Consider the following 25,334-nt stretch of genomic DNA (forward strand, 5'->3'; position numbering starts at 1 on the left):
AAGTGAGTTTGCTTACGTGATAATCGAGTTAAACGCAGAAAGCGGTGGTTGAAAGCACGTTTCAAAATAGAGTGCGGCTTTAACCGAATTATTTGTGAGTACTAACAAAATAATGAGTGATTACGTACTTAGTAATCAGAATTATTGAGTTAGACGGAACAAATTGGTTAAAAAAGCACGTTTCAAATCAGAGTGCTGAAAACCACGAATGCTTTCAATGACTAACAAATAATAAATAACTATGTAACTCAAGAAAGGAGCATCCACATGTCAGATCCAGAAGGATATCTTAAATACGCGAGAAAAAATAATCCGACTCGTCCGGTCATGCGACGTGTGAAAGATTTTAACGTGATGGAACTCGATTTGGGCGAACAAGATCGACAGGAACAAGCTGCACGATGTATGGATTGTGGTATTCCATTTTGTCATCATGGTGTTTTCTATGGCGGCAAGCGGGGCGTGAGTGGTTGTCCAAATGATAACCTAATCCCTGAATGGAACGATGCCATTTATCAAGGACAAATGAAACGAGCATTTGAACGTTTAACACGGACAAATTATTTACCAGACATGACAGGCCGTGTTTGTCCCGCCCCTTGTGAAGCCTCTTGTTCAAACAATCTAAACGGACCAGGAATTACCATTCGTGACAACGAAAAATACATTATCGAAACTGCTTTTAAAAATGGTTGGGTTGTAGAATCAGGTAAACCAATCAGCCGCACTGGCAAAAAAATTGCCGTCATTGGTAGCGGCCCTGCTGGTCTTTCTGCAGCTTGGCGTCTAAATCAGCTTGGACACACAGTGACTGTTTATGAGCGTGCCGACAGGTTTGGCGGTTTTTTGATGTATGGTATTCCAAATATGAAACTCGATAAATCAATTGTTGAACGCAGAATCAATGCGATGCGTGAAGTTGGTATTGAATTAATCGCGAACACGGAAGTTGGTAAAGACATTTCAGGTGAAGAGCTAAAAGAACAGTATGATCGTATCGTTGTTTGCTCTGGTTCGCGAGTTGCGCGTGATTTAGAGGCTCCTGGCCGTAATTTAAGCGGAATTTACCAAGCCGTCGACTATTTAACTGAAGCGACTAAGTCCGTTTTAGAAAATGGTACAGCGGCTACCAATGCATTAGCCGGAAAACATGTTTTGGTACTGGGCGGTGGAGATACTGGTAATGATTGTATTGGTACCGCAATTCGACAAGGATGTGCTAGCATCACGCAATTAGAAATTGCCTCCGCATTACCTGAGGAACGCTCTGCTGACAACCAATGGCCGGAATGGCCCAATGTTTTAAAAAATGGCTACGGACAAAAAGAAGCCAAAGCGTTGTTTGGTAATAACGTGACTAAATATGATTCCACCGTCACCACATTTTACGGAACTGACGGACATGTTTCTGAAGTTGATATCAGCGATGTGAAAAATTTCAAAGCCATTCCAGAAACCGAAAAACGTGTTAAAGCTGATTTAGTTTTACTAGCCATGGGCTTTACAGGTGCTGAACAATGGTTATTTGATGAATTAGGAATCACTGACGTCACTGCTAAATATGCTACCAATGATGAACAACTCTACGTTGCCGGAGATGCTCATCGTGGTCCAAGTCTTGTTATTTGGGGCATTCTCGAAGGACGTATGTGTGCTGAAAAAATTGATGCTTCATTACAATCATTAGCTGCAACTAAATAATAATTACCTTCAAGATTGAGTGAACTATTTGCTCAATCTTTTTTTGATTCCTAGATTTTGACTTACAAATCTGCCATGAGAACATTTTTAATTTCCACTCAAAAAGCTCTCAGCAAATTTGCTGAGAGCTTTGTTGTTAAAGCAATAATTACATTAAGTGGATTAAGTGGAATACAACACCGACTACGAACAAACCAAGGATGATGATGATTGGAGAAACTTTCTTCTTCAATAACCACATACATAGGAGTGTCAATAGAAGTGCAGATAATCCAGGAATCAAACTATCTAAGTTATCTTGTAACGTAGTAGTCTTTGTTGCGCTCAATGCAAGACCTGCATCTTTGCCTTCCAAGGCTTTTTGAATACCTTTGGCACCAGATGGAAGACTGTTCCAGTCAATATAAGCACCTTTTGAGAGCTTAGTTTCAGAAACAACTGGAGTCCAAGTAATTGTTACCCACCGGTTAACCAGCGATCCTAAGATAAACATACCTAGAATTGAAGCACCTTTGGTAACATCACGAAGTAAACCACCAGACAAATCTTCTGAAATCTTTGAACCAGCTTTGTATCCGAATTCTTGTGTATACCACATGAATCCCATACGAATCAAATTCCAAACAACGAAGTAAATGATTGGTCCAAGAATGTTTCCACTCATTGCTAATGTTGCGGCTAAGGCACCTAAGATAGGCTTAACCGTGAACCAGAACACTGGATCACCAATACCAGCAAGAGGACCCATCATACCAACTTTAACCCCTTGAATAGTTACATCATCAACAGGAGCTCCGTTTGATCTTTCTTCTTCAAGAGCCAAGGTAACCCCAATAATTGGAGATGCAATGTATGGATGAGTATTAAAGAATTCTAGATGCCGTTTCAAAGCAGCAGCACGATCTTCTTTGGAAGTATATAATTTCTTGATTGCTGGAATCATTGCATAAGTCCAACCACCGTTTTGCATACGTTCGTAGTTCCATGATCCTTGAATAAATGTTGATCTCCACCATACGTGAAGACGATCACTTTTTGTTAATTTAATTTTGTTATCAGCCATGTTGTTATTCCTCCTTTCGATTTTTTTAATATTTATCGATGATATCGCCTAACGGATCGCCGGTATTTGCACCGCCGCCTCCATTGCTGCTACCACCAGTTTTAGAAAGTGTCAGATAAATTAATGCAACGGCTAATCCGATTGTACCTAAAGCAATCAATGTTAAATCAGTGATTGTGGCAAATACGAAACCAATTGCAAAGAATGGCCAAACTTCTTTGGTTGCCATCATGTTGATAACCATTGCGTAACCAACAGCAACAACCATACCACCACCAACGGCAAGACCATCAGTTAACCAACCAGGCATAGCATTTAGCATTGATTTCACTGGGCCAGCACCAACAGCTAAGATTAAGCTGGCTGGGATAGCAATACGAAGTCCTTGTAGACAGATGGCAAAAATGTGCCAAAATTCAATTACTCTGAAGTTTGCATTTTCAGCAGCTTTATCCATCAAATGCACAATCGCAGTAGCAATCGTACGAACGATGATTGTAAGAAGTAAACCAGCAACAGCCAAAGGAACGGCAATAGCGATAGCTGAGTTAACTCCGGCTTTTCCTTGGCCACCCAAAACTAAAATAATTGCGGATGCAACAGCGGCCAAAGCAGCATCGGGAGCAACAGCGGCCCCAATATTTGCCCAACCAAGAGCGATTAGTTGCAAGGTACCACCTAAAATCAAACATGGTAATAATTGTCCAGTAACTAATCCAATTAATGTACAGGCAATAACTGGTTGATGGAAATGGAATTCATCCAGAATACCTTCCATACCAGCTAAGAAAGATACAAATATTACTAAAATAATTTGAATAAAATTCAAACTCATAATGTTGAACCTCCTTCTTTTCTCCTATTTTTTCTCATTATTTAATTCGTTTTGTGCCTTCTTCAAGATTTCATCCATATTATCTTTTGAGTCACCAGGCACTTTACGAACATCAAACTTGATGCCGTCTTTGGCTAGTTTTCCAAAAGTATCAATGTCGTCTTGATCAAAAGCAAGCACTTTATTTGGTTGAACTTTACCAACTGCGTGAGCCATTGAACCAACGTTAATTGTTCCAACATCAACTCCACCCTCAACTGCTCTCAAAGCATCTTGAGGTGTTTCAAAGAGTAACATCACACGTTCGTTACCGAAGTGCTTATCATCTTTAGCCAACTCAATCATGTGGTCGATTGGCACAACGTGTGCATGCACGCCAACTGGTGCAGCCTGTTGAATCAAATTCTTCCGCAAGTCATCTTTCGCAACTGCATCTGAAACAACAATAATCCGTGTTGGATTAACTGCTTTCGTCCAAGCTGTGGCAATTTGACCGTGTAACAACCGGGTGTCAATTCGTGCTAAGACATAAGACATCTTCCCTGGTGCACCTGCATTAGCTGTTGATACAGCTTGTGGTGCAGCAGTCCGAGCCTTCTGTAATTCCTCAGGACGAACTTTAACACCATCTTGTCCCACTGGGGCAATTTGAGCAGCAATGTCGTGACTGCTCTCAGAAGACATACGAGCACCGTATGCTTCAACTAATAATGGCAAATTCAAACCTGTGACAACAGCCCAAGTATCTTTGTGGGCTTCAAATAGGTTGTTAACTTGATTAAATGGAGTGCCACCCCATAAATCAACTAAGAAAAGAATTTGATCTGTGTTATCCAAACTTTTGATAGCATCTTCAAGCTTCTTTTTAAAATCATCTGGGCCTTCACTGGGTTGCAGTGTAACTGCTTTAACATTTTCTTGTTCTCCGAAAATCATATTTCCAGATTGAAGAATCCCTTCTGCAAAAGCGCCATGACTTGTAATGATTATTCCAACCATCCTTACTAACCTCCTTTTCAAATTGACAGCTTCAACAAGAAACGAGCTACGAAACCGCATGGTAAACATATAAAATGCTTATTTTTGCGATAAGAATAAAATAATTTTAGTAAACTCGCAAATTGTTGGTATTTTTGAATACGCTTTCATTTTACAGTCGTACGTGTTGTTTGTCAATCTGATCATTTTTTAATTTTATGTTCATTTATTTGTTCTTATTTTTCTTGTGAAATATATTACTTACGGAGCGTTTGACTACGTCCCAAAAACTCAGTGAGCGTACCATTTTATTTGGGTCCATATGATTTCGAATGGCACGTAATGTGGCCTTCGCATCCTTTGAAGAGAAGGTATATGTTCCGTTGGCCTTGGTCTTAATAGCGAAGCGTGGGATTGTCTTCCCACCAAAAATGACCGAAGCGATAACTGAATCAACTTCTTCCCAAGGAATTTGGATGTAGTCCCGCACATTTTTATCGTTAAAAAATTCAAATCCTTTGTCACCAACCATCAATTGGCCATACGTACCCGCACCCAAATAGGATGTGGCTTTTTCGACAAGTTCAACTTTTGTGTTAATTGATTCAACCATTTTATCCAGCTCATTTCCTTTGATTTTTGATTTCTAATTTTGGTATGTCTATTTTGTTATTATTGCATAAAGTATCTCGGTTTTGTTTAAATCATTAATTTCACTAAACTAATTTAACTTTTTACTACAAAAAAAGCTGGCAGAATAATATCTACCAGCTATATCTTCTCATAAATTACAATAACACGAATTGTTGTGATGTTTCAAACAGCACCATTAAATGGGGCCAATTTACGTTTGTTGTTTTATATGTCATTGAATTATCCCCTTTGTTTTAAATTAAATATGTGTGCTGAATATGGTACTCCTATGTTTGATGCTATGTATGTTTACTAAATATGTGTTGTTATTATGTGTTTTCATTTTGCTATGTTGATTTAATAAAAAAGCGTCCTCATCGTATAAATACGACAAGGACGCTTTCGCGTGTTACCACCCATGTTTTTGGCACATTCACATGTACCAACTTATCAAGATCTATCAGTAAGCAATAAATTTCTGACTTTATAATGGGTGTCTTCCCATAATCTCTCGAAAAAGATTAAGAAATCGATAAATCTTTCGTAGACAGGAATTTACATCTTTTCAGCAACGATGCTTTCTAAAAAATTCACTACTAACTATTCCATCCATCAATGCGTTCATCTATTAAATCAATGACTACATTATACCTAATGCTTTATTAAAATGTCAACGCCATTTTTTCATTTGTTTTTAATCGTTAACCGTTTTTTTCAATCCACGGACCCTAATGATGGCATCGATATCTAAACATTTTTGTTCAAAATCTGCATATAGGCCTTCATCCATCGCGTCAACATCAATCATCGTGTAGGCATAATCACCTTTTGAAGAGTTAATCATGTTGGCAATATTAATATTTAATTCAGCCAAAACGGTTGTAATTTTACCAACCATGCTTGGTACATTTTGATGTAACAAAGTTAATCGATATGGAGAGTTAAATGGCATATAAACTGCGGGGAAGTTGACTGAATGTTCAATTTCTCCAGTCTCCAAATACTTCCGTAAAGTATGTGCCACCATCTCCGCACAATTATCTTCAGCTTCTTGTGTGGTTCCACCCAGATGGGGAGTAACCACAACTTTTTCGTGAGCAACGAGTGCATCTGAAGCAAAATCAGTCCAATACTGACTAATTTGGCCAGATTCTAAGGCTGCCAAGACAGGTGCTTCTTCAACAATGCCATCTCGAGAATAATTTAATAAGACAGCACCTTTTTTCATCGTTAACAATTCTTTTGCGCTAATTAAATCCTTATTTTTTTCAGTATATGGGATATGGATCGTCACATAATCACTATCTTTAAGCACATCTTCAATAGAACTGGCCCGAGGAATGTCGCTTGAAACTTGCCATGCATGTTCAACCGAAATGTAAGGATCATAACCAATCACGTCCATCCCCAGTTGTTGAGCCGTATCGGCCACCTTTGAGCCAACCGCACCTAAGCCAATCACGCCCAACTTTTTGCCAGCCAGTTCAGTTCCGCGAAAATGGTTTTTGCCAGATTCAGCTTGCAAAGTCACGTCAGCATCTTCACCTGAATTTAAGGTGCTGACCCAATTAATCGCTGGAATAATTGGCCGGGCAGCCATGATCAGCACTGCAATGATTAGTTCCTTCACTGCATTAGAGTTTGCACCAGGAGCATTAAAGACCACCACTCCATTTTCACTGGCTTTATCCAGCGGAATGTTATTAACACCCGCGCCGGCACGCCCAATCGCTAACAAACTGACTGGAAAGACCCCACGATGTAGATTTTGGCTTCTAATCAAGAGGGCATCTGGTTCAGCAACCCCATTAATTTCATATTTATCTTTAGGAAAGACAGCTAATCCAACATTTGAAATTACGTTATAAGTTTTAATCTGATACATTCTATTTTCCCCCATGAGTCAATTCAAATTGTTTTAATTCTTCAATTAATTTCTTTACACCAGCAGTTGGCATGGCATTATATAAACTTGTCCGCATCCCACCGATAATTCGATGACCGCCTAAGTTAACTAACCCATGTTCCTTAGCTTGCGCAATAAATTCTTGATCCAATGCCTTACTATCCGTTTTAAAGACCGGATTAGTAATTGAACGTTCCGCCACTGGTACATCGTTATGAAAGACTTTTGAATTATCTAAAAAGTCGTACAACATAGCTGCTTGATCTAAATTTTGTTGATAAATGGCATCTACCCCGCCAAACTTCTTCAACCACTTAAACGTAAGTCCTGCCGCATAAGTATTAAAAACAGGTGGCGTATTAAATGATGAATGCTTAGCATCCTCAATCCGATAATCCATCACATCAGAGAGTAATTGTTGTTCAACAAGTTTTTCTCGCTTCACAATGACGACGGTCATCCCCGCTGGCCCAATATTTTTTTGCGCGCCGGCAAAGATTAAATCAAAATCATTTACATTGTATGGTTCCGCCAAAATATTAGATGACATATCAACTGCTAATGGTTGGTTGACGTTGGGTGCTTGATGATAAGTGGTTCCTTCGATAGTATTGTTGGTCGTCAAATATAAATAATCTAACTGATCATCAATGGTGGTTGGAATGGTTGGTAATTTGCTACCCACTTCATCATTTTCAATTACTTGCACATCTAAGCCTTGGATTCGTTTTGCTGCTTCAATCGATTTTTTTGAAAAATAGCCTGAATTCGCGTACCTCACCTTGTGGTAATGGGTGGCTAAGTTTAGTGGCACACTCGTGAATTGTAAGGTTCCTCCACCTTGTAGGAAAAGAACCGCATAATCATCACCAATATGCATTAAATCACGTAAATCTTGTTCCGCTTCAAGTTCTAAATCTTCATACAGTGGAGAACGATGACTAATTTCCATCACACTCATTCCACTATTTTTATACGAAGGTAAATCTTCCCGAATTTGATTAATTACTTCTATTGGCATTACGCCAGGGCCGGCTGAAAAGTTATAAACTGTCATTCTCGTTCTCCTGTCTTAATTGATTTGTTACTATCATACTGGGGTGACAAATTATTGCAATCTGCAGATTGGCGATTTTTTGCAAAAAAGGCTCAATATCCCTATCAGGTCAACGTTTGACTTACATAAAATTAATTTCATAAATATATTTATAATTTTTATATTGTTATTAAAACACAATAAAATTCTACTTTAGCAGCCATTTTAACCAATATAATTATTTTTATAACGTATTATTATATAAATTATAATCTGAAAGATACCAAATTGACACTCTCTCTTTCATTCCTTATAATTAAATTGATTAAGACAACATTAAAATTGCTAATGTTCCTACTAATAATTCATGTGCCTACCTCGGGTTAACCGGTAGGCTTTTCTACTGTCTTAGGCAATTATATTTTTTCGTTAATGCTCGGTGCTTATCGGATGTTGTCACACACTATTTTGAATCATGCTCCACCATCCAACCACCTCTCTTAACTTTAAATATCTCGCTTCCTTACCGAAGCTTCTATATTTTTTCGCTAATGCTCGGTGTTTCCCGGATGTTGTCACACACTATTTATATAATGGAGGAAACGTAACTAATGAAAAGAATGTACGGTTTTATTGCTATTATTCTTGTTTTACTTGGAATTGGTTATTTTCAAGGTGGTGGTTTTGCCACGAATAAAACACCTAAGGTCGGCATCTTGACCTTAATGCATCATCCTGCGCTCGACCAAATTCATAAAGGAGTAGTCGCGGGCTTAAAAGACGAAGGCTACACCGATGGCAAAAACATTAAAATTGATTATCAAAATGCCCAAGGTGATCAAAGTAACTTAAAGACGATGAGTTCAAAACTGGTCAACGAAAATTCAGATATTTTAATTGGAATCACGACCCCGGCGGCTCAAGCCCTTGCCAATGCTACCAGTAAGATTCCTATTGTCCTTGGTGCCGTGACCGACCCTAAAGATGCCGGACTAGTCAAAAACAACAAGAGGCCAGGTGGAAATATCACTGGGATTTCTGATCAAGCACCTTTGAAAGAACAATTACAACTGATTAAAGATTTCATGCCCAATATGCAAACTCTTGGCGTCATCTATACTTCGAGTGATAGTTCCGCAGTGACGGAGGAAAAGAAGTTTGTCGCCATTTGTAAAGCAGAAAATGTCAATGTCAAAACTTATTCAATTTCCAATAGTAATGATTTAAATCAGGTGTCCCAACAAATGTTGACTGAAGTGGATGCGGTCTTTGTCCCCACTGACAATACAATTGCCGGCGCCATGCAAACCCTGGTCAACAACGCTAATGCAGCCAAGAAACCAATCTTTCCAACCGTCGATACGATGGTTAAAGACGGTGGCTTAGCAACCTATAGTATTAACCAATATAAATTAGGCGTTCGTGGTGGTAAAATTGCCGGCCAAATTTTAAAGGGTAAGATTACCACTAAAGACACCCCGATTGACTATATTCGTCATGGGGATGCCACGGTAAATTTGAAACAAGCCAAGAAATTAGGAATTACTGTTCCTGCTAAATTCTTGAAAGAAGCACAAACTGATGGGGAGGTCTTCAAATAATGGGATTAATTGTATCTGCCATTGGGCAAGGCCTGTTATGGGCTATCTTAGGACTCGGATTATTTTTAACATTTAGAATACTGGATATTGCGGATATGACGGTTGAAGGAACCTTTCCACTCGGTGCCGCCGTTGGAGTAACTGCGATTGTTAACGGAATGTCACCCATCGTGGCGACCTTATTAGCTATGTTGGCAGGCATGGCTGCTGGATTAATTACCGGCTTACTATATACCAAAGGCCGGATTCCAATTTTACTCGCCGGAATCTTAGTCATGACCGCTGCCTATTCGGTCAACTTACGGATCATGGGTAAATCAAACACCTCCCTTTTGGGACATGACACGCTGTTGAAAACTGACTTTTTAAAGAGTTTACCAACTTACTATGACAGTGTAGTGTTGGGGATGGTCGTGATTGCGGTCATCACCTTATTGCTAGTCTTTTTCCTCCAAACCGATTTAGGCCAAGCCTTCATTGCCACTGGTGATAATGAAAAAATGGCAAAATCATTAGGGATTCACACCGATAACATGAAAATCATGGGACTAATGGTGTCCAACGCCATGGTCGGCGGTTGTGGTGCTCTCATTGCTCAAAGTAATGGTTACGCTGATATCAATATGGGGATTGGGACCATCGTCATTGCCTTAGCTTCCATCATTATTGGTGAAGTGGTGTTTGGCGAATTAACTTTAACGCAACGGTTAGTCGCTGTGACCCTTGGTAGTATCATTTATCGGCTCTTATTACTGGCCGTCCTCCAAATTGGATTCAGCGCCAACGATTTGAACCTCCTATCATCTATCGTGCTCGCAATTTGCATGATGTTACCACAATTGAGCAAAGCACTCCATCTTGATACGGTTATATCAAAGGGGGTAAAAGTGAATGACTAAGCCAATTTTAGAAATTAAAAATGCCACCACCGTGGTCAACAAAGGGACTTCTTCTGAAACACAAATTTTAAAAGCTTTAAATCTAACAATTAACGAAGGTGATTTTATTACAATCGTCGGTGCTAACGGTGCCGGTAAATCCACCCTCTTTAATATCATTGGTGGTAACTTGTCGCTTGATAGTGGTCAAATCTTATTGCACGGGCAGGATATCTCAAAGGAATCCGAAGAGTCTCGCACTCGCTTTTTGAGTCGCGTTTTCCAAGATCCTAAACTAGGCACCGCACCCCGAATGACCGTCGCCGAAAACTTATTGCTCGCCAAAAAGCGTGGTGATTCACACGGTCTTCGTTCTCGTAAGTTAAAACAACAACTGCCTGAACTCACTGAATTTGCAGGTAAAATGAAAAACGGCCTGGAAAAACGGATGAATACCGCCACCGGCAATCTATCTGGTGGGCAACGCCAATCCTTAAGTTTTTTGATGGCAACGTTGAAAAAACCAGATATTCTACTATTGGACGAACATACGGCTGCGCTTGATCCTAAAACCAGCCGTCAACTGTTAATCACGACGGATGAACGAATCCGCGAAGATCATCTGACCGCCTTAATGATTACGCATCACTTAGAAGATGCCTTGACTTACGGTAATCGCTTGATTGTGCTAACCGATGGCAAAATTGTCGCCGATTTAACCGGGAATGACAAAGCAGCTCTCACCTCGGAAAAATTATATTCGTACTTCGAAGAATAAAACATGGCTACCTAACTAAACCACTAGTTGGGTAGTTTCTTTATTTGTAATGTTGGTGGTAGCTATCTCGTTTCACCAGTGCCAAAGGTTGATGTTAAACCCTTGTAAATGATTAACTGCATGAAATGGTTGATGTACATAATGATTGCAATTAACAAATGCGTGTTTTATACTAAACCCGAATTCAATTTCATATTCAGGAGGTCAATATCATGATTAAACATAAAGCAATAATGATTGGCGCAGGTCTCGCAAACATGTCTGCAGCGGTTTATCTGATTCAAGAAGGTCACTGGTCTGGAGAGAATATCACCTTTTATTCACTTGATGATCACGGTTCAAATGACGGTGCCCCTACCGACGAAACAACTGACGAATATTGGAACAAGAATCAAGAAATGGCTAATACGACGGGCTATGTCGCTCGTGGTGGTCGGATGCTCAACTACAGAACCTACGTTGATTTGATGGACTTACTTCAACGGATTCCTTCTGCAACTGAGGATGGGATGACCGCGGCCGAAGATACCCTTGATTTTGATGGTAAACACCGGACGTTTGATAAAGCACGTTTATTACAAGGTGGCAAAGGTATCATCAATGGTGGTCATTTAGGTTTAAATAACAAAGACCGGGTCTTGTTATCAAAATTAGTCATGATGCCCGACAAGGACGAAGAAAAATTAGATAACATTACCATCGCGGAATATTTTAAGAATGATCCTCATATGTTCCAAACTAACTTCTGGTACATGTGGGAAACCACCTTTGCATTTAGAACCAAGAGTTCCGTTCAGGAATTACGGCGCTACATGCATCAAATGATTTACGAATTTACTCAAATTGAGCACTTAGTTGGGGTCAACCGGACTCGTTACAATCAATACGAAAGTATCATGCTCCCAATTATCAACTATCTGAAAGACCAAGGCTGCAAGATTGTTTTGAATCGGCGCGTCACTGATTTTGATTTCTTAGACACCCAAATGCAAGATGAGATTACAGTGACTGGTTTAGAAATAGTTAACACTGAAACTGATGAAAATGAATCCATTGAAGTTGACCCAGACACAGCCGTCTTCTTCACAAATGGTTCAATTACGGATTCTGCTACCATGGGTGATTACAACACGCCTGTCAGTGAAAATATGGATTATGGTGCTGCATCCGGTTTGTGGAAGAAAGCAGCCGAACGTTTCTACAACCTTGGTAATCCTGACAAGTTTTTTGCCGACAGAGATGCCAGCGAATGGGTCAGCTTTACCTTAACGACCAATAACCACATTTTATTAAATGAAGTTACACGCATTACCACTCAAGTACCCGGAAATGCCTTAAATTCATTCCTTTCGACCACTCCAATCACTTCCTTAGGTCATGAAGACATCAATATGTCGATTGTGGTTCACCATCAACCCCACTTCACGACTCAAAAACCAAACGAAACGGTTATCTGGGGATACTTCCTTTATCCTCGCCGGACCGGTGAGTTTGTCGACAAGCAGTACATCAAAATGACTGGTAAAGAAATGCTAGAAGAATTAGTTGGTCAACTAGCAAAGGTTGATCCAGGTCCACACAACATTTTGGAAAAGAAAACAGAAATTTTTGACAGTGTAATTAATAACATTCCCGTTTACATGCCATATGCTTCGGCGCTCTTCAATAATCGTGCGAAGACTGATCGTCCTGAAGTGATTCCCCGTCACTCCACTAACCTAGCATTCACTGGTGAATTTGTTGAACAACCTTACCAAATGATCTTCACTGAACAAAGTGCCGTCCGTTCTGGTGAAATTGGCGCATACCATTTCGCTGGGGTGCCAATGGAAAAACTCGTCAAGAACCCTCGCTTTGACAAGGATCCAAGAGTTTTAGCTCGTGCCACTAAAAAGATGTTTTCATAAATAACTGAGCTTCACGGCTCAACGCAAAAAGCTAACCATTCAAATTTTGAATGATTAGCTTTTTCATTTGGCATGGTTGATTTCGTTGAGGGTTGCTAAAATTTTCTCACTATTACTGACAGTATGATTAATAATTTCTGTCGTTAATGTTTCTAAGTCATCAAAATTAGGCTGTTCACTGACAGTCACTTCTAGGACCGAGTACCGCGGCATGCTAGTGCGCTCGGCATTCCATGGAGTAGCTTTTAAAAGGTCCCAATACTGCAGATGGACTTGTTCATTTTGACCCATCAGCCACAGCTCAAATTGCATGGCTTGATGATTCAACACCAGTCCAAATCGTAATTTATCCGCGCGCATCTGATGAGTGAAAAATGGAAAATAAGTATAATCTAAATTACCCGGCGAAATATTACCGAATTGATACTCTGACGATAATGCTTTTGCCAAATTAGTTTTTAACGAGCGGATATATTTCTGTAAGGCCACGTAAGCCACTTCAATATCTCCTTGCATTAATTGTTGTTGATAGGCGTTGATATAAGAACTCAATTTTTTAGTCATTAAGAACTCCTCCTTGCAACGTATGATAACATACGTCTATGGCCGTTAATCCAAATGTTAATTTCAACGCAGATTTCCATTTTTGATGTGCTACAATTAATTTATCATACTCGAAAGAAGTGGACATATAACTTGGCAACAGAAACTTCCGTCAATGAACGACCATATATTAATATTACTAACTTAATCTGGAGCTTCGACCACGATTCAAATTGCGTCAATTTGCTACTAGTCAAACGGTCAGAGTGGCCCTTTGAAAATCGCTGGGCCTTGCCAGATACTTTTTTAAGGTCAAATGAAGATGCTGACGAATCTGCGTTAAGGCTCGTTAAAGAAAAAATTGGACTAGAGTTAGCTGATTTTCATACTGAACAATTAGCCACCTTCACGCATCAGACACGTTATCCGGGTAGTCGGTCACTATCACTTTCTTACATGACCTTCTTACCTGATATGCCCAAATTGGATCCTGGTTATGGCACCACCGACGCCCGTTGGTTTGCGATGTCATCCAACGAGAGTCAGTATCTTTTTTCAAACGGTGACCAACAATTTGCGACCGCTGCTGACACAAACCATGATGCATATTATGCCAAATTAGATGCGCATCAACTTGCGGACAATCAATTAGCCTTTGATCATTCGTGGATTTTAAAGGTGGCATGTGACCGGATTAAAAATAAGCTGGACTATCAACCCAATATTCTCTTAATGCTGGGGACCAGTTTTACACTAAAATCAGCGCGGCGCGTATATGCGGCTTTTTTGAAAAAAGATGTCAACCAAATTGATAATTCAAATTTCAAAAAAAATCATAAACATTTATTTGTTGAAGTGGGCATCACGACTAGTAATCGTCCCGGGCGGCCCGCACGTAAATATCAATTAGCTTATCTTCCAGCTTGATTCCTCAGATTGACAGTGGTATGGTGTATTCAATAAAAGTACATTGTACTTTTTTATTTATTCAAATAAAAGTATTTTTTACTTTTATTAAGAGAAAGAGCAATCATAGGAGGAATTTCAATGTCACGTTCAAGTCGTTACTTCATGGCTATCATCGGTACTGCCTGGTTATTTGATGCCATGGATGTTGCCTTATTATCATTTATCATGCCGCTGTTAAAGGTCGAATGGTCCTTAACTGCTGGTCAACTAGGCTTAGTCAGTGCTTCAACTTCACTGGGGATGGTTGTTGGTGCCCCATTGTGTGGCTTGCTGGCTGATAAGTATGGTCGTAAAAACGTGTTAATTGGCACGCTGATCCTATTTTCATTGAGCAATATCTTGCTGACCTTAACTCAAAATGTCTCCGCCTTCATCGCGATTCGCTTTATCACTGGGATTGGGTTAGGCGGAGAATTACCCGTCGCCGCAACCGCTGTCGCCGACCGTTTTCAAGGGAAAAAGCAAGCTAAGATGTTGGTCGTTGCTGACAGTTTTTGGGCGATTGGTTGGATTATCGCGGCCCTACTATCCTTCTTCGTCATGCCCAAAATTGGTTGGCGCTATACCATCATCGTCGCTTCAATCACTGTTATCTTTGCCTTTATTATGCGGCGTCATTTATCCGATGAGCCACTTAAACCTCAAAAATCAAAACAAACACTGCGTTCACTCTGGCGCTCAGAACATCATCGTCCATTAATTGTGTTAGGTGCACTTTGGTTCGTCGTCATGCTCAGTTATTATGGCATGTTTCTCTGGTTGCCTAGTGTGCTCGTCTTGCGTGGATTGCCAATCGTCAATAGCTTTGGTTACACGCTCTTAATTAGTTTCGCGCAATTGCCTGGCTATTTCTTTGCTGTTTACCTGCTGGATAAATTAAGTCGCAAACGAGTGCTGTTTATTTACTTACTTGGTACCATTGTTAGTGCCCTGGCATTTGGTGTTGCCGTCAGCAATACCATGGTATTAGTCTGTGGTGCGTTCCTTTCATTCTTCATGCTCGGTACCTGGGGAACATTGATTGCCTTAACACCAAGTCAATTTCCTCAAGAAATTCGGGGAACTGGTATGGGCACTGCCCAAGCTGTTGGCCGGGTTGGTGCCGTGGTTGGCCCATTTCTCGTGGGGATGGCACTTGAATTTAATTTCTCCATTACCAGTATCTGGTTAGGTTTTGTGGCAATTTTAATTGTAGGAGTTCTAATCCTAGTGACCGGAATTTCAAAAGAAGACGATGCCTATGCAAAGGACTTGGCGAATGCAAAATAATTCATCATATGAAACAAGCATCTTACTGAACTTTCTCCAAGAAGATATTGGTGCCGGCGACTTATCAGTAGTTTCACTTCCAAACCCGATTGTCTCTGGGTACTTCATTGCTAAGTCAAACGGAATTTTAGCCGGTCAATTTTTGCCAAGTACAATTTACCAACTACTCTCCGACGATGTTGAGTACACGCCACTTCTCACCGATGGCACAAGGTTAAATTCTGGTGACGTATTTGGAAAAGTGAGTGGACCTGCACATACATTATTGACCTCTGAACGTTTAATTCTAAATTTAATGCAACGAATGAGCGGCATTGCAACCGCCACTTCACACGCAATTGACACATTAAACGATTCTTCGATCGGAATCTTAGACACTCGAAAGACCGCACCTGGTTTGCGGTACTTTGATAAAATCGCCGTTCACACTGGCGGAGGCATCAATCATCGGATGGGACTATACGATTCGGTGATGATCAAAGATAATCATTGGAAATTAATCAACGATTTGCCCACAACGGTTCGACAAATTCGTACTGAAATTGGCCCAACGAAAACGATTGAAGTCGAAGTTGAAACACTAGCAGAATTACAATTAGCTGTTGAAAGCCGAGTTGATATCATTATGTTTGATAATCAAACTCCAGCCACCGTCAGCGAATGGAAACAAAGCGTACCCGACAGCATTAAAATTGAAGTTTCTGGCGGGATTACGTTAGATAATTTGGCAACATATGCTCATTGCGGCGCAAATTTTATCTCATTAGGTTATTTAACCAATCACGTCATACCACTAGATTTATCATTTGAACTCGATTAGAAAAGGGGATTAGGCAAAATTGTCTAATCTCCTTTTGATATTTGTTATAAATTGAATACATTAAACAACGACAGAACCCCAAAACCGGCAATTACTGCCACGATTAATATTCCTGCCAGTAACACGTTAAAGGCAATCCCAAGCCCACCGAATATTAATAGTAAGACGAACAAAATTGGATGCCGAAAACAAAATTTTATGAATCCAATTATCAATTTAATAAACAACAAAATAAACACTATTACACCAGCTGCGATACCAAATTTAGCACCGTCAGACATGGCAAGTGGCGTTAATAAAATTTCCATCTAGATCCACCTTCATTCTATGATTTTGCGTAGATTGCTTTGAGCCCATTTATATCAGCATTCGTCAAAGTAGTTCGTCCTTGGTCAGTTGGGTACATGACTGATTGAATATCCTTAGAATGATCCAAACCTAAGGCATGGCCCAACTCATGGACTGCCACTGATAGCTTAATTGAGTTGGCATATTTAATATTCAAACTTGCAATTGCATGGTTGGCAGTATAAGCACCCCATCCAGTTCGCTGAATAATGGCCGGCCCACCATGACCAAGCTCGATTGAATTTTGAAGAGCTGAAGTTTCCATTGTCTTTTGATAGACCGAAAATTCAATCTGATTTTGTTCATCGGTACCATCACCCTTAACCAGCTTAACAATCCCAGTTCGATTGTAAATTTTCACAGCTTGATTGAACTGGTCCTTAACCGCTTGAGACACGTTTTTATCGTAGTGGTAATAATACGTATTCGATAACGTCTTTCCTTGAACATTTGTTTCAATTGGCGTTTCATCACTCGATGAATCTTTACTCGATGAAACTGAATTTTGATTAATCACGCCCGTCGAACTAAATCGAGCATTAATATCTGTGAAAATGGTATTAATTTCTGAATTCCATTTTTCAACAGTTTTTCCCAAAGTTGTATTGTCATTATCTATGGTTGGCAGAAAAATGAATCCTAAAACAACTGCGAGCCACATTAGACTTGATTTATGTTTCAATCCATTCCCCTTAATTCCATAGTTACTCTTAATCGACTTATATTAATATATAATCTTTCAAACGTAAACTGGTTTGCTCCAATTTTAATTAATCCTTACAAAACAAAAACAGCCCTGAATTAACAGCTGCTGTCTCTTAAATAATTATTAACTCCACCACAGTTTTACGAGTGCTTGAGTCCCATCATTACCTAATTTTTCTTCATCAACGAGTTGTTCATAGAGTTCTTTAGCTTTTTCAGTGGCAGGCAACGGAATATCCATCTTGTTGGCTTCATCCAAAGCAATTCGTAAATCCTTTAAAAAATGTTTGGCAAAGAACCCTGGCGTATAATCCTGTTTTAAAATTCGAGGGACATAATTATCCATACTCCAATTGTCGGCTGCACCAGAACTAAGTGTATCCAAAACTTCGGATAAGTCTAACTTAGCAGCTTTCGCGTAGACCAGCATTTCTGTTAATCCAGTCATCGTGCCTGCAATCATAATTTGATTAGCCATCTTCGTATGCTGTCCACTACCATAATCACCAAAGCGTTTCACTTGCTGCCCAATTTGTTTCAACACTGGAAGTGCCTGCTGGAAAGCAGCATCAGTCCCACCAACCATAATTGTTAATGTGGCATTTTTAGCACCGACATCCCCACCGGAAACAGGAGCATCGATAATTTTTAAATTGTGTTCGTCCGCATAGTGGCCCAATTTAATAGCCAAGCTAGGTGTGCTAGTCGTCATTTCAATCAGCACTTGATCTGGTGTAGCGGTGGAAAAGATGCCATTTTCACCCATATAAACATCTTCAACATCTTTCGGGTATCCAACCATAGTAAAGACAAAATCTTGTCCACTCGTAACGGCTGCTGGAGTATCACCCCAACTGGCGCCGTTATCAATTAAAGGTTGTGCCTTTGACTTTGTCCGGCTGTAAACCGTCACTTCATGCCCAGCCTTCAGAAAGTTATTAACAATCCCTGTTCCCATTACGCCCGTGCCTACGAATCCAATTTTCATTTGAAAAACTCCTTACATTTTTCCGAAACTGACCGGCCGGTGCTTCATCGGCTGTATTTTTCGGTTATTTGGTAAAGCAAATATATCCTGGTAACGTTCAATTTGCAATTCTGATAAGGAAAACGGATCTTTATCTACATACCATTCTACTCCTTGAGTGAGTGGTGGTGTAGTCAGTGAACCTTGATAATGGTAAACATGGTCTAATCCTTGTAGGAAAGGAGTTAAATCGATATGTTTGGATAATTTAGTTTGCTCACCAGAGACATACTCGTCCAAAATAATGTCAAAAACGGGACTGCTTTTACCTTCCGTTGCCATTTTACCAATCACCATCGTTTGCATAGCATTGGTTTTAAAGACAAAATGCCATTCCATTGGATACTGTTGTTTATCAATTAAATGTTCTGATGGCGCATGAAAATGCAATTCTTGAAATTGAAAATTGATTTGATTGATTGTCACATTGCCTGTACCAGTAATTCTAAACGTATTATTTGAATCTTCAATCAACTGCCCCAGAATCGGACTTTTGATGTCGAACTGCCAATCAGTTTGATTATTAATTACATCATCGTAAATTAGACTGATTGGTGATTGGAATCCTTCATTGCCGTTGTCCCATTTATCTTGTTGCCGATAATTTAACATAATCCATCCCTGATTTCATTATTTTATCTGATTTTACGGCAATCGTTAACCTAAAATCAAGGATTATGGATAAAAAATATAATTAATTTGTTAATATTTTCATATTATTTTATAAATTATTAACGATAAATATCTATCATTTCCGGATTTAATTATAATTATTTAAAATTGGACCGACCACATAATAAAAGAGAATAACATGTCAGCTATTCTCTCAAAATTAATATATTTAAATTGTTAGTGCTCGTGAGCTCCCGGGAAGTTTCACGCTCTGATTTAAATACGCTCATCTTCCCACCTCATTACACCTAACTTACCTACTCCAATTGCTTTTAGCAATTGCTCGTAGCAATGTTAGTGCTCGTGAGCTCCCGGGAAGCTTCGCGCTCTGGTCTAAATACGCTCATCTTCCCACCTCATTACGCCTAACTTACCTACTCCAATTGCTTTTCGCAATTGCTCGTAGCCACGTTAGTGCTCGTGATCTCCCGGGAAGTTTCACGCTCTGAATTTATTCTTCAATTTTCTTTTCAAAGTATCTTTCTAGTTTTTCTTTGGGGAAAACACCAGTAATTTTTTCTTTAGCCACGCCGTTTTTAAACACGACTAAGCTGGGGATACTCATTACTTTGAACTGCTCAGCCAATTCTTGATTGTCATCGACATTCATTTTAACAAAATTAATTTTGTCGGCAAATTGGGGCTCTAATTGTTCTAAAATTGGATCAACCATTTTACAAGGTCCACACCAAGGAGCCCAAAAGTCAACAATGGTAATTGGGCCGGCGGTTACTTCGCTAAAATTTTCTTTAGTTGCTATCGTTGCCATCTGAATCGTCTCCTTTAGCACGTTGGCGAATGAAATGAATGATAAACGTAATCAGGAACATGACTAGCACGAAGGCTCCAAATACCCCTGATGAAATTTCGATATCAATCATTGGAATCGTTAAGAATAATTTGACCGCGATTAAGGCAATCAAGACGTATGCCATGGGTTCCAATTCTGGCACTTTACGCATCAAGTTCATAATGACCACTGCAATTCCCCGCATCGCAAGAATTCCCACCAGTCCACCAATCAACACAATCACAGGGTTAGTTGAAATGGCCAGTGAAGCCAACACGGAATCAACTGAAAAAATGATATCCATCAAAATAATTTGTGCGATGACTGTCCAAAATAGTGATCGTTTACTATCGGTTTTTAATTTTACGTTGGATTCTTTTTTCTTACCACGGAGCTTGCTGCTGAAGAACTTATACACAAGATACATCAAATAAGCCGCACCGATAACTTTAATTTCCCAAATATGAATTAGGTAGACACCCACTCCAATAATTAAGAACCTAAAGATATACGATCCAATCAAACCATATAACAAAGCTTTTTCTTGTTGTCTTAAGATTGGCAAAACTCGTGCCTGTGTTGCTAACACAATTGCGTTATCAACGGACAACAAACATTCAATCAAGATTAATGACAAAATTATCAACCAATCTTGACCCGAAGTTATAACTTGAGCCCAATTATCTAAATCAAAGAATGGCCCATATAATTTCCCTAAAAGTGACAATTTACGTCCTCCACTTACGTGTTTTAATTAAGACTATAGTGTACTATATCTCGATAAAAATAGTCCGGATATTTAACATTTATTTTTTGCTGAGTATTTTTAAATGGTACTACTAATTGTAATTCAAATCCATGTAACAACATTTCACCAGATTGTGGCTGATTATTATACAATGGATCGCCCACAATTGGATGTCCAATTGACGCCAAATGAACCCGTATTTGATGAGTCCGTCCCGTTTCTAGGTCTAAGCGCACCAAGGAATGCAATTTGTTGGCAGCAAGCACATGATAATGCGTCACGGCCGTTTGGGCATTTTCGCCATTAATTTTCCTTTTTCTGACGTCCATTGGATCAGTACCAATCGCGCCATTAATTAGGCCAGTTTTTGGTTCCACCTGGCCATCCACAATCGCTAAATAAGAACGTTTAATTAAATGACTACTAATCAGTCGGTCTAAAATTGGCACGACCACTGGATTTTTAGCAATAATCACTGCACCACTAGTTTGCTGATCAATTCGATGAACCATAAAAGGTGCCTCATCGGTTTGGGCTAAATATGCCGCAGCAAAATTCATTAAGGTGCCCCTTTCATCCGCCTGGTTCGGGTGACTCTTAATACCTGCCGGTTTATTTACCACCATCAAATCACGATTTTCAAAGATAACTGGTAACTCCAAACGATCATCGATTTGATAATTCGAAGTTGGTGTCCGAAATTCATCCCCTAAAAAATGCATTCGCACCACATCATGATTGTTCACGATGGAATTCATCGTCTGATAACTACCATTCACCGTCACGTTTTCTCGAATGCGCAAAAAATGGACATATTTTTTAGGCAATAACCAAACTTTTTCTAACAGTTCACGTAATGCCATTGGCATTTGTAAGCCAGTGATGGATTCTTCAATTGTGTAATGTTTTGCTGACATATCATTCTCACTTAATTTAATTTTTTTACGGCTAATTCATCTTTAACTTCATAGACTTTAGGTTCGGTCCATGAGAGCATTTCTGGTCGCAAAACTAATTTAACAATCCCTTCTCGATGATAGGACTGAAAATAATAACTTTTTGATTCGGCAACCGTAGCGGCCCGATAGACTGAATATGTCGATTGATGTTCCGTGTTCCGTGGTACGCTGACGCTATCTAACAAGTGCCAGCTGCTGACAATCGCTTGGGTTTCATCAATTGGTTGATTGGCCCGTTCTTTAAAATAAGCTGCCCGGATAAATCGCGCACCAGGTGAATATGACCCCGGTGGAATTGATTTCCCAGATAAATTACCCGTCGTGACTTTCGCTGTATTCAACGGCACCTGACCCTGATTAAATTCATCAGTAAAATTGACGTAATCTTTTAAGCGTTCAATTTGGCGTTCAAAATGAGGCACGTTGGTCACAATTCCCAATGGATTTTCAATAATTCTCATTGGCATTTGCGTTGGCTCCAGTACAATGGTTCGTCCGGTCGTATCGGTAAATGCAAAGTGTAGTTCCGGCTTACCATATTTCAAATCACTAAAAGTTTCCGTCATCAATTCAATTTGCTCGATGTTTTGTTCTAAATCAAGCACTGATTTAAAATGACCTAACGCCCAGAAAACAAATTCAAATGACGCTAGTTGAATTTTGCTGTCATTGCGCTGTTCGCTATATTGAGTGCCATTGGCAAAGGTTAATTTTTGCGCACACAATCCATATTCATTCACCCCATCTGAGACATCAGATCGATTCGGCGTGACTTTTCCACCACCGATAAATGCATATGGATTTGAATATTCGTGATGATCATAGACTGAATGCCACTTGAAATTTCTTGGAATAAAGACCGGACTCGACTCTAAAGTAGGCCAGTCCATCGTTCGTGACAAAACATGTGTGCCGTCAATTGCGACTTGATAAATGCTTGTACACATGCTGATACCTCCGTTCTATAAGCGCCTTAAACTACACAACAAGATTGAAAAATGGTATGGTTAAATTGAATTTACACCTGGGGGAAACAGTTATGTTAACGACGCAAGCTTTAAATGATGAATTTACTTGGATTAATGTGCTCTCGCCTTCCGAAGCGGAAATCAGCACATTAATCAACGAATATGGTGTAACTAGTGAAATGCTAGGGTACGTTTTGGATCCTGACGAACGTGCCCGTGTTGAAGTGGACCCAAACTCAAATATCACCTTAATTATTTTTGATGTTTATTATGAAGGTGACGAAGAAAATGAGGCCCAAACAGTGCCCGTTGGCATCATGCTGACCAAGGGTACCTTAATTTCATTTACCGGTGATCATACCAAATTTGTGCGTGAAATGTTTGAGGGACAACTCAAAAAATTAGGCCCTAATCCCGCCATCGATAATCAATTCAGTTTAGTACTGCCCCTATTGTATCGTTTATCAGTCGCCTATTTCAAACCAATCAGACTGGCCGACCGAAAACGGCAGCAAATCCAGGCTGAACTTAGGGTAAAAACCAATCGTAAAGCAATTAATGAGTTTATGATTATTGAAACTGGATTAGTTTACATCTTAACCTCAGTCAAAGGCAACGTTTCACTCTTAAATGAATTAAAACGCCACTCAACCGACTTAACCCCCGCGCAAGGGGAAATGTTAGACAATGTTATTGTCGAAGCTCAACAGGGCCTAGAAATGGCCACAATGACTTCTGATATGACTGCTCGAGTTTCTTCTTCCTACTCCAAAGTTCTGGACATGGAACTAAATAACACAATGCGGTTTTTGACCATCTATTCAATTGTCTTAACGATTCCGGCAATCGTCTTTGGTTTCTTTGGGCAAAACGTGCATGTGCCATTCGAGAAATCGCCAATTGGTTGGGAACTAACTCTGCTAATCATGGTTGTCCTTTGTGTGGCAGCCGGATGGATGTTGATGCATAACGACTGGTGGGAAAAAAAATAATTTAATTTGACCAAGAGCACCCTCAAAATTGAGCGTGCTTTTTATTTTGATGAGCGTATAATAATCTTGTTTACTGTAATTAATTACATGTTTAGAGGGAAAGTATGAATTCATATTGCAATTTTAATTCTTCTTCAATTCATAAGTGTGCCTTTTATTTTCATTAGCTATGAACGATTCACTGCTAGAAACAAACTTACGAAATGAGGAACTTATCATATGCCAACAGGTGTTATTTTTAATTCAATGTCCATCTTAATTGGTGGCTTATTAGGTGGATTTTTTGGAAGCAAAATGTCCGACAGCTTCAAAACGCAACTCACAACTATTTTCGGCTCAGCTTCATTAGCGATGGGAATTTACTTAATCGCACCAATGAAAAGTATGCCGGCCGTGATTTTTTCATTAATCATCGGGACTGCATTTGGACTGATTATTCACTTTGGTGACTGGATTGCTAAGGGTGCTGGGCAAATGCAAAAGGGGATGAATAAAATCATGCCTCATAGTCAAAATAAAATTGGTGAAGCTGAATTCATTCAAATATTTGTCACCGTATTGGTGCTCTTTTGTGCGAGTGGAACTGGAATTTATGGTTCATTGTACGAAGGTATGACTGGCGACCCATCGATTTTGATTGCTAAATCGGCCCTCGATTTCTTTACCGCCATGATTTTTGCGGCCAGTCTCGGGTTTGTCGTCTGTTCCATTTCAGTGCCTAATTTTATTATTTTCTTTTTACTGTTTCTTTTAGCCGGCTTCATTTATCCACTGACTACGCCAGACATGATTGCAGACTTCAAGGCGGTCGGTGGTATCTTAATTCTCGCCACTGGTTTTCGGATTCTCAATCTTAAAATGTTCCCCGTTGCCGATATGATTCCCGCCATGGTCGTTATCATGCCCATCAGTTGGGCATGGACGAATATTGTGATGCCACTGCTAAAATAAGAGTGTGAGCCAATTCGGTCAGACTTCGAGTATTAACAAAACATAAGCGGATTACCTGCACTTGGTAATTTGCTTATGTGAGTTAAGTGAGAAGTTTGAATTGGGAACACGTTTCGGATAAGAGTGCGCCCCCAAACCGTTCAATCAACGAGTACTTACAAAATAATTAACTAATATTAAAATCGAGTAGGAGGCAGTTGATTAGTTCAGCTACCGACCTCTCACACCACCGTACGTACGGTTCCGTATACGGCGGT

General features: G+C 39.7%; 25 protein-coding genes. 10 read left to right on the forward strand and 15 right to left on the reverse strand.

What is annotated here, in order from left to right; translation table 11 throughout:
• Window positions 1-267: 267 nt before the first annotated feature.
• Window positions 268-1,701, forward strand: coding sequence for a glutamate synthase subunit beta (locus FFM59_RS02555; protein ID WP_137601502.1), 1,434 nt, complete (start codon window positions 268-270; stop codon window positions 1,699-1,701).
• 148 nt (window positions 1,702-1,849) lie between these two features.
• Here the strand turns inward: FFM59_RS02555 and FFM59_RS02560 are convergent, their stop codons facing one another.
• From FFM59_RS02560 to serC, 6 genes are all read right to left on the reverse strand, one after another.
• Window positions 1,850-2,764 carry a PTS system mannose/fructose/sorbose family transporter subunit IID gene (locus tag FFM59_RS02560; RefSeq protein WP_137601503.1) on the reverse strand — a complete coding sequence of 305 codons (915 nt, stop codon included), beginning with the start codon at window positions 2,762-2,764 and terminating at the stop codon, window positions 1,850-1,852.
• A 25-nt stretch (window positions 2,765-2,789) separates the two neighbouring features.
• Entirely contained in the window at window positions 2,790-3,599 is an 810-nt protein-coding gene (locus FFM59_RS02565; RefSeq protein WP_137601504.1) for a PTS mannose/fructose/sorbose transporter subunit IIC, read from the reverse strand.
• Between the two features lie 24 nt (window positions 3,600-3,623).
• Entirely contained in the window at window positions 3,624-4,598 is a 975-nt protein-coding gene (locus FFM59_RS02570) for a mannose/fructose/sorbose PTS transporter subunit IIA (protein WP_137601505.1), read from the reverse strand.
• 205 nt (window positions 4,599-4,803) lie between these two features.
• Window positions 4,804-5,190, reverse strand: a complete 387-nt coding sequence (locus tag FFM59_RS02575; protein ID WP_137601506.1) for a DUF956 family protein — start codon at window positions 5,188-5,190, stop codon at window positions 4,804-4,806.
• Window positions 5,191-5,904: 714 nt separating this feature from the next.
• A complete protein-coding gene (locus tag FFM59_RS02580; RefSeq protein ID WP_137601507.1) occupies window positions 5,905-7,095 on the reverse strand; it encodes a phosphoglycerate dehydrogenase in 1,191 nt (396 codons plus the stop codon).
• 1 nt (window position 7,096) lies between these two features.
• On the reverse strand, window positions 7,097-8,173 hold the full coding sequence (serC, locus tag FFM59_RS02585; RefSeq protein ID WP_137601508.1) for a 3-phosphoserine/phosphohydroxythreonine transaminase: 1,077 nt from the start codon (window positions 8,171-8,173) through the stop codon (window positions 7,097-7,099).
• 590 nt (window positions 8,174-8,763) lie between these two features.
• Between serC and trpX the strand changes: the two genes are divergently transcribed.
• The 4 genes from trpX to FFM59_RS02605 all read left to right on the forward strand — a co-directional run bounded on the left by trpX (window position 8,764) and on the right by FFM59_RS02605 (window position 13,316).
• Window positions 8,764-9,753 (forward strand): tryptophan ABC transporter substrate-binding protein, encoded by a 990-nt coding sequence (gene trpX / locus FFM59_RS02590; RefSeq protein ID WP_137601509.1) that lies wholly within the window; start codon window positions 8,764-8,766, stop codon window positions 9,751-9,753.
• Window positions 9,753-10,652: an ABC transporter permease gene (locus tag FFM59_RS02595; RefSeq protein WP_137601510.1), complete on the forward strand. Its 900-nt coding sequence runs from the start codon at window positions 9,753-9,755 to the stop codon at window positions 10,650-10,652. The genes trpX and FFM59_RS02595 overlap by 1 nt, the downstream gene beginning before the upstream one ends.
• Window positions 10,645-11,409, forward strand: a complete 765-nt coding sequence (locus FFM59_RS02600) for an ABC transporter ATP-binding protein (protein ID WP_137601511.1) — start codon at window positions 10,645-10,647, stop codon at window positions 11,407-11,409. Before FFM59_RS02595 ends, FFM59_RS02600 begins: the two co-directional genes overlap by 8 nt.
• A gap of 212 nt (window positions 11,410-11,621) precedes the next feature.
• Complete coding sequence (locus FFM59_RS02605; RefSeq protein ID WP_137601512.1) at window positions 11,622-13,316, forward strand: oleate hydratase; 1,695 nt, start codon at window positions 11,622-11,624, stop codon at window positions 13,314-13,316.
• Between the two features lie 63 nt (window positions 13,317-13,379).
• On the opposite strand, the gene FFM59_RS02610 is transcribed toward FFM59_RS02605, so the two are convergent.
• A complete protein-coding gene (locus FFM59_RS02610; RefSeq protein ID WP_137601513.1) occupies window positions 13,380-13,880 on the reverse strand; it encodes a DUF7000 family protein in 501 nt (166 codons plus the stop codon).
• Between the two features lie 132 nt (window positions 13,881-14,012).
• On the opposite strand from FFM59_RS02610, the gene FFM59_RS02615 reads away from it, so the two are divergent.
• From FFM59_RS02615 to nadC, 3 genes are all read left to right on the forward strand, one after another.
• A complete protein-coding gene (locus FFM59_RS02615) occupies window positions 14,013-14,786 on the forward strand; it encodes an NrtR DNA-binding winged helix domain-containing protein (RefSeq protein WP_225420272.1) in 774 nt (257 codons plus the stop codon).
• A 120-nt stretch (window positions 14,787-14,906) separates the two neighbouring features.
• On the forward strand, window positions 14,907-16,097 hold the full coding sequence (locus FFM59_RS02620; protein WP_137601515.1) for an MFS transporter: 1,191 nt from the start codon (window positions 14,907-14,909) through the stop codon (window positions 16,095-16,097).
• Window positions 16,069-16,917, forward strand: coding sequence for a carboxylating nicotinate-nucleotide diphosphorylase (gene nadC, locus FFM59_RS02625; RefSeq protein ID WP_225420273.1), 849 nt, complete (start codon window positions 16,069-16,071; stop codon window positions 16,915-16,917). Before FFM59_RS02620 ends, nadC begins: the two co-directional genes overlap by 29 nt.
• 44 nt (window positions 16,918-16,961) lie before the next feature.
• Here nadC and FFM59_RS02630 read toward each other — a convergent pair whose 3' ends face one another.
• The 8 genes from FFM59_RS02630 to FFM59_RS02665 all read right to left on the reverse strand — a co-directional run bounded on the left by FFM59_RS02630 (window position 16,962) and on the right by FFM59_RS02665 (window position 23,113).
• Window positions 16,962-17,225 carry a hypothetical protein gene (locus FFM59_RS02630; protein ID WP_137601517.1) on the reverse strand — a complete coding sequence of 88 codons (264 nt, stop codon included), beginning with the start codon at window positions 17,223-17,225 and terminating at the stop codon, window positions 16,962-16,964.
• Between the two features lie 17 nt (window positions 17,226-17,242).
• Window positions 17,243-17,947, reverse strand: coding sequence for a matrixin family metalloprotease (locus FFM59_RS02635; RefSeq protein WP_225420274.1), 705 nt, complete (start codon window positions 17,945-17,947; stop codon window positions 17,243-17,245).
• 147 nt (window positions 17,948-18,094) lie between these two features.
• Window positions 18,095-18,958, reverse strand: coding sequence for an NAD(P)-dependent oxidoreductase (locus FFM59_RS02640; RefSeq protein ID WP_137601518.1), 864 nt, complete (start codon window positions 18,956-18,958; stop codon window positions 18,095-18,097).
• A 12-nt stretch (window positions 18,959-18,970) separates the two neighbouring features.
• A complete protein-coding gene (locus tag FFM59_RS02645; RefSeq protein ID WP_137601519.1) occupies window positions 18,971-19,609 on the reverse strand; it encodes a carbonic anhydrase family protein in 639 nt (212 codons plus the stop codon).
• Window positions 19,610-20,120: 511 nt separating this feature from the next.
• Window positions 20,121-20,438, reverse strand: a complete 318-nt coding sequence (gene trxA, locus FFM59_RS02650; RefSeq protein WP_137601520.1) for a thioredoxin — start codon at window positions 20,436-20,438, stop codon at window positions 20,121-20,123.
• Window positions 20,419-21,186 (reverse strand): TerC family protein, encoded by a 768-nt coding sequence (locus tag FFM59_RS02655; RefSeq protein ID WP_137601521.1) that lies wholly within the window; start codon window positions 21,184-21,186, stop codon window positions 20,419-20,421. The genes trxA and FFM59_RS02655 overlap by 20 nt, the downstream gene beginning before the upstream one ends.
• 23 nt (window positions 21,187-21,209) lie before the next feature.
• Entirely contained in the window at window positions 21,210-22,124 is a 915-nt protein-coding gene (locus tag FFM59_RS02660) for an RluA family pseudouridine synthase (protein ID WP_137601522.1), read from the reverse strand.
• An 11-nt stretch (window positions 22,125-22,135) separates the two neighbouring features.
• Window positions 22,136-23,113: a choloylglycine hydrolase family protein gene (locus FFM59_RS02665; RefSeq protein WP_137601523.1), complete on the reverse strand. Its 978-nt coding sequence runs from the start codon at window positions 23,111-23,113 to the stop codon at window positions 22,136-22,138.
• Window positions 23,114-23,205: 92 nt separating this feature from the next.
• Here FFM59_RS02665 and FFM59_RS02670 point away from each other — a divergent pair, with 92 nt between their 5' ends.
• Window positions 23,206-24,126, forward strand: coding sequence for a magnesium transporter CorA family protein (locus tag FFM59_RS02670; protein ID WP_137601524.1), 921 nt, complete (start codon window positions 23,206-23,208; stop codon window positions 24,124-24,126).
• A 219-nt stretch (window positions 24,127-24,345) separates the two neighbouring features.
• A complete protein-coding gene (locus FFM59_RS02675; RefSeq protein ID WP_137601525.1) occupies window positions 24,346-25,077 on the forward strand; it encodes a DUF554 domain-containing protein in 732 nt (243 codons plus the stop codon).
• Window positions 25,078-25,334: the final 257 nt, after the last annotated feature.

Source organism: Paucilactobacillus nenjiangensis (assembly GCF_005405445.1).
GTDB lineage: Bacteria > Bacillota > Bacilli > Lactobacillales > Lactobacillaceae > Paucilactobacillus > Paucilactobacillus nenjiangensis.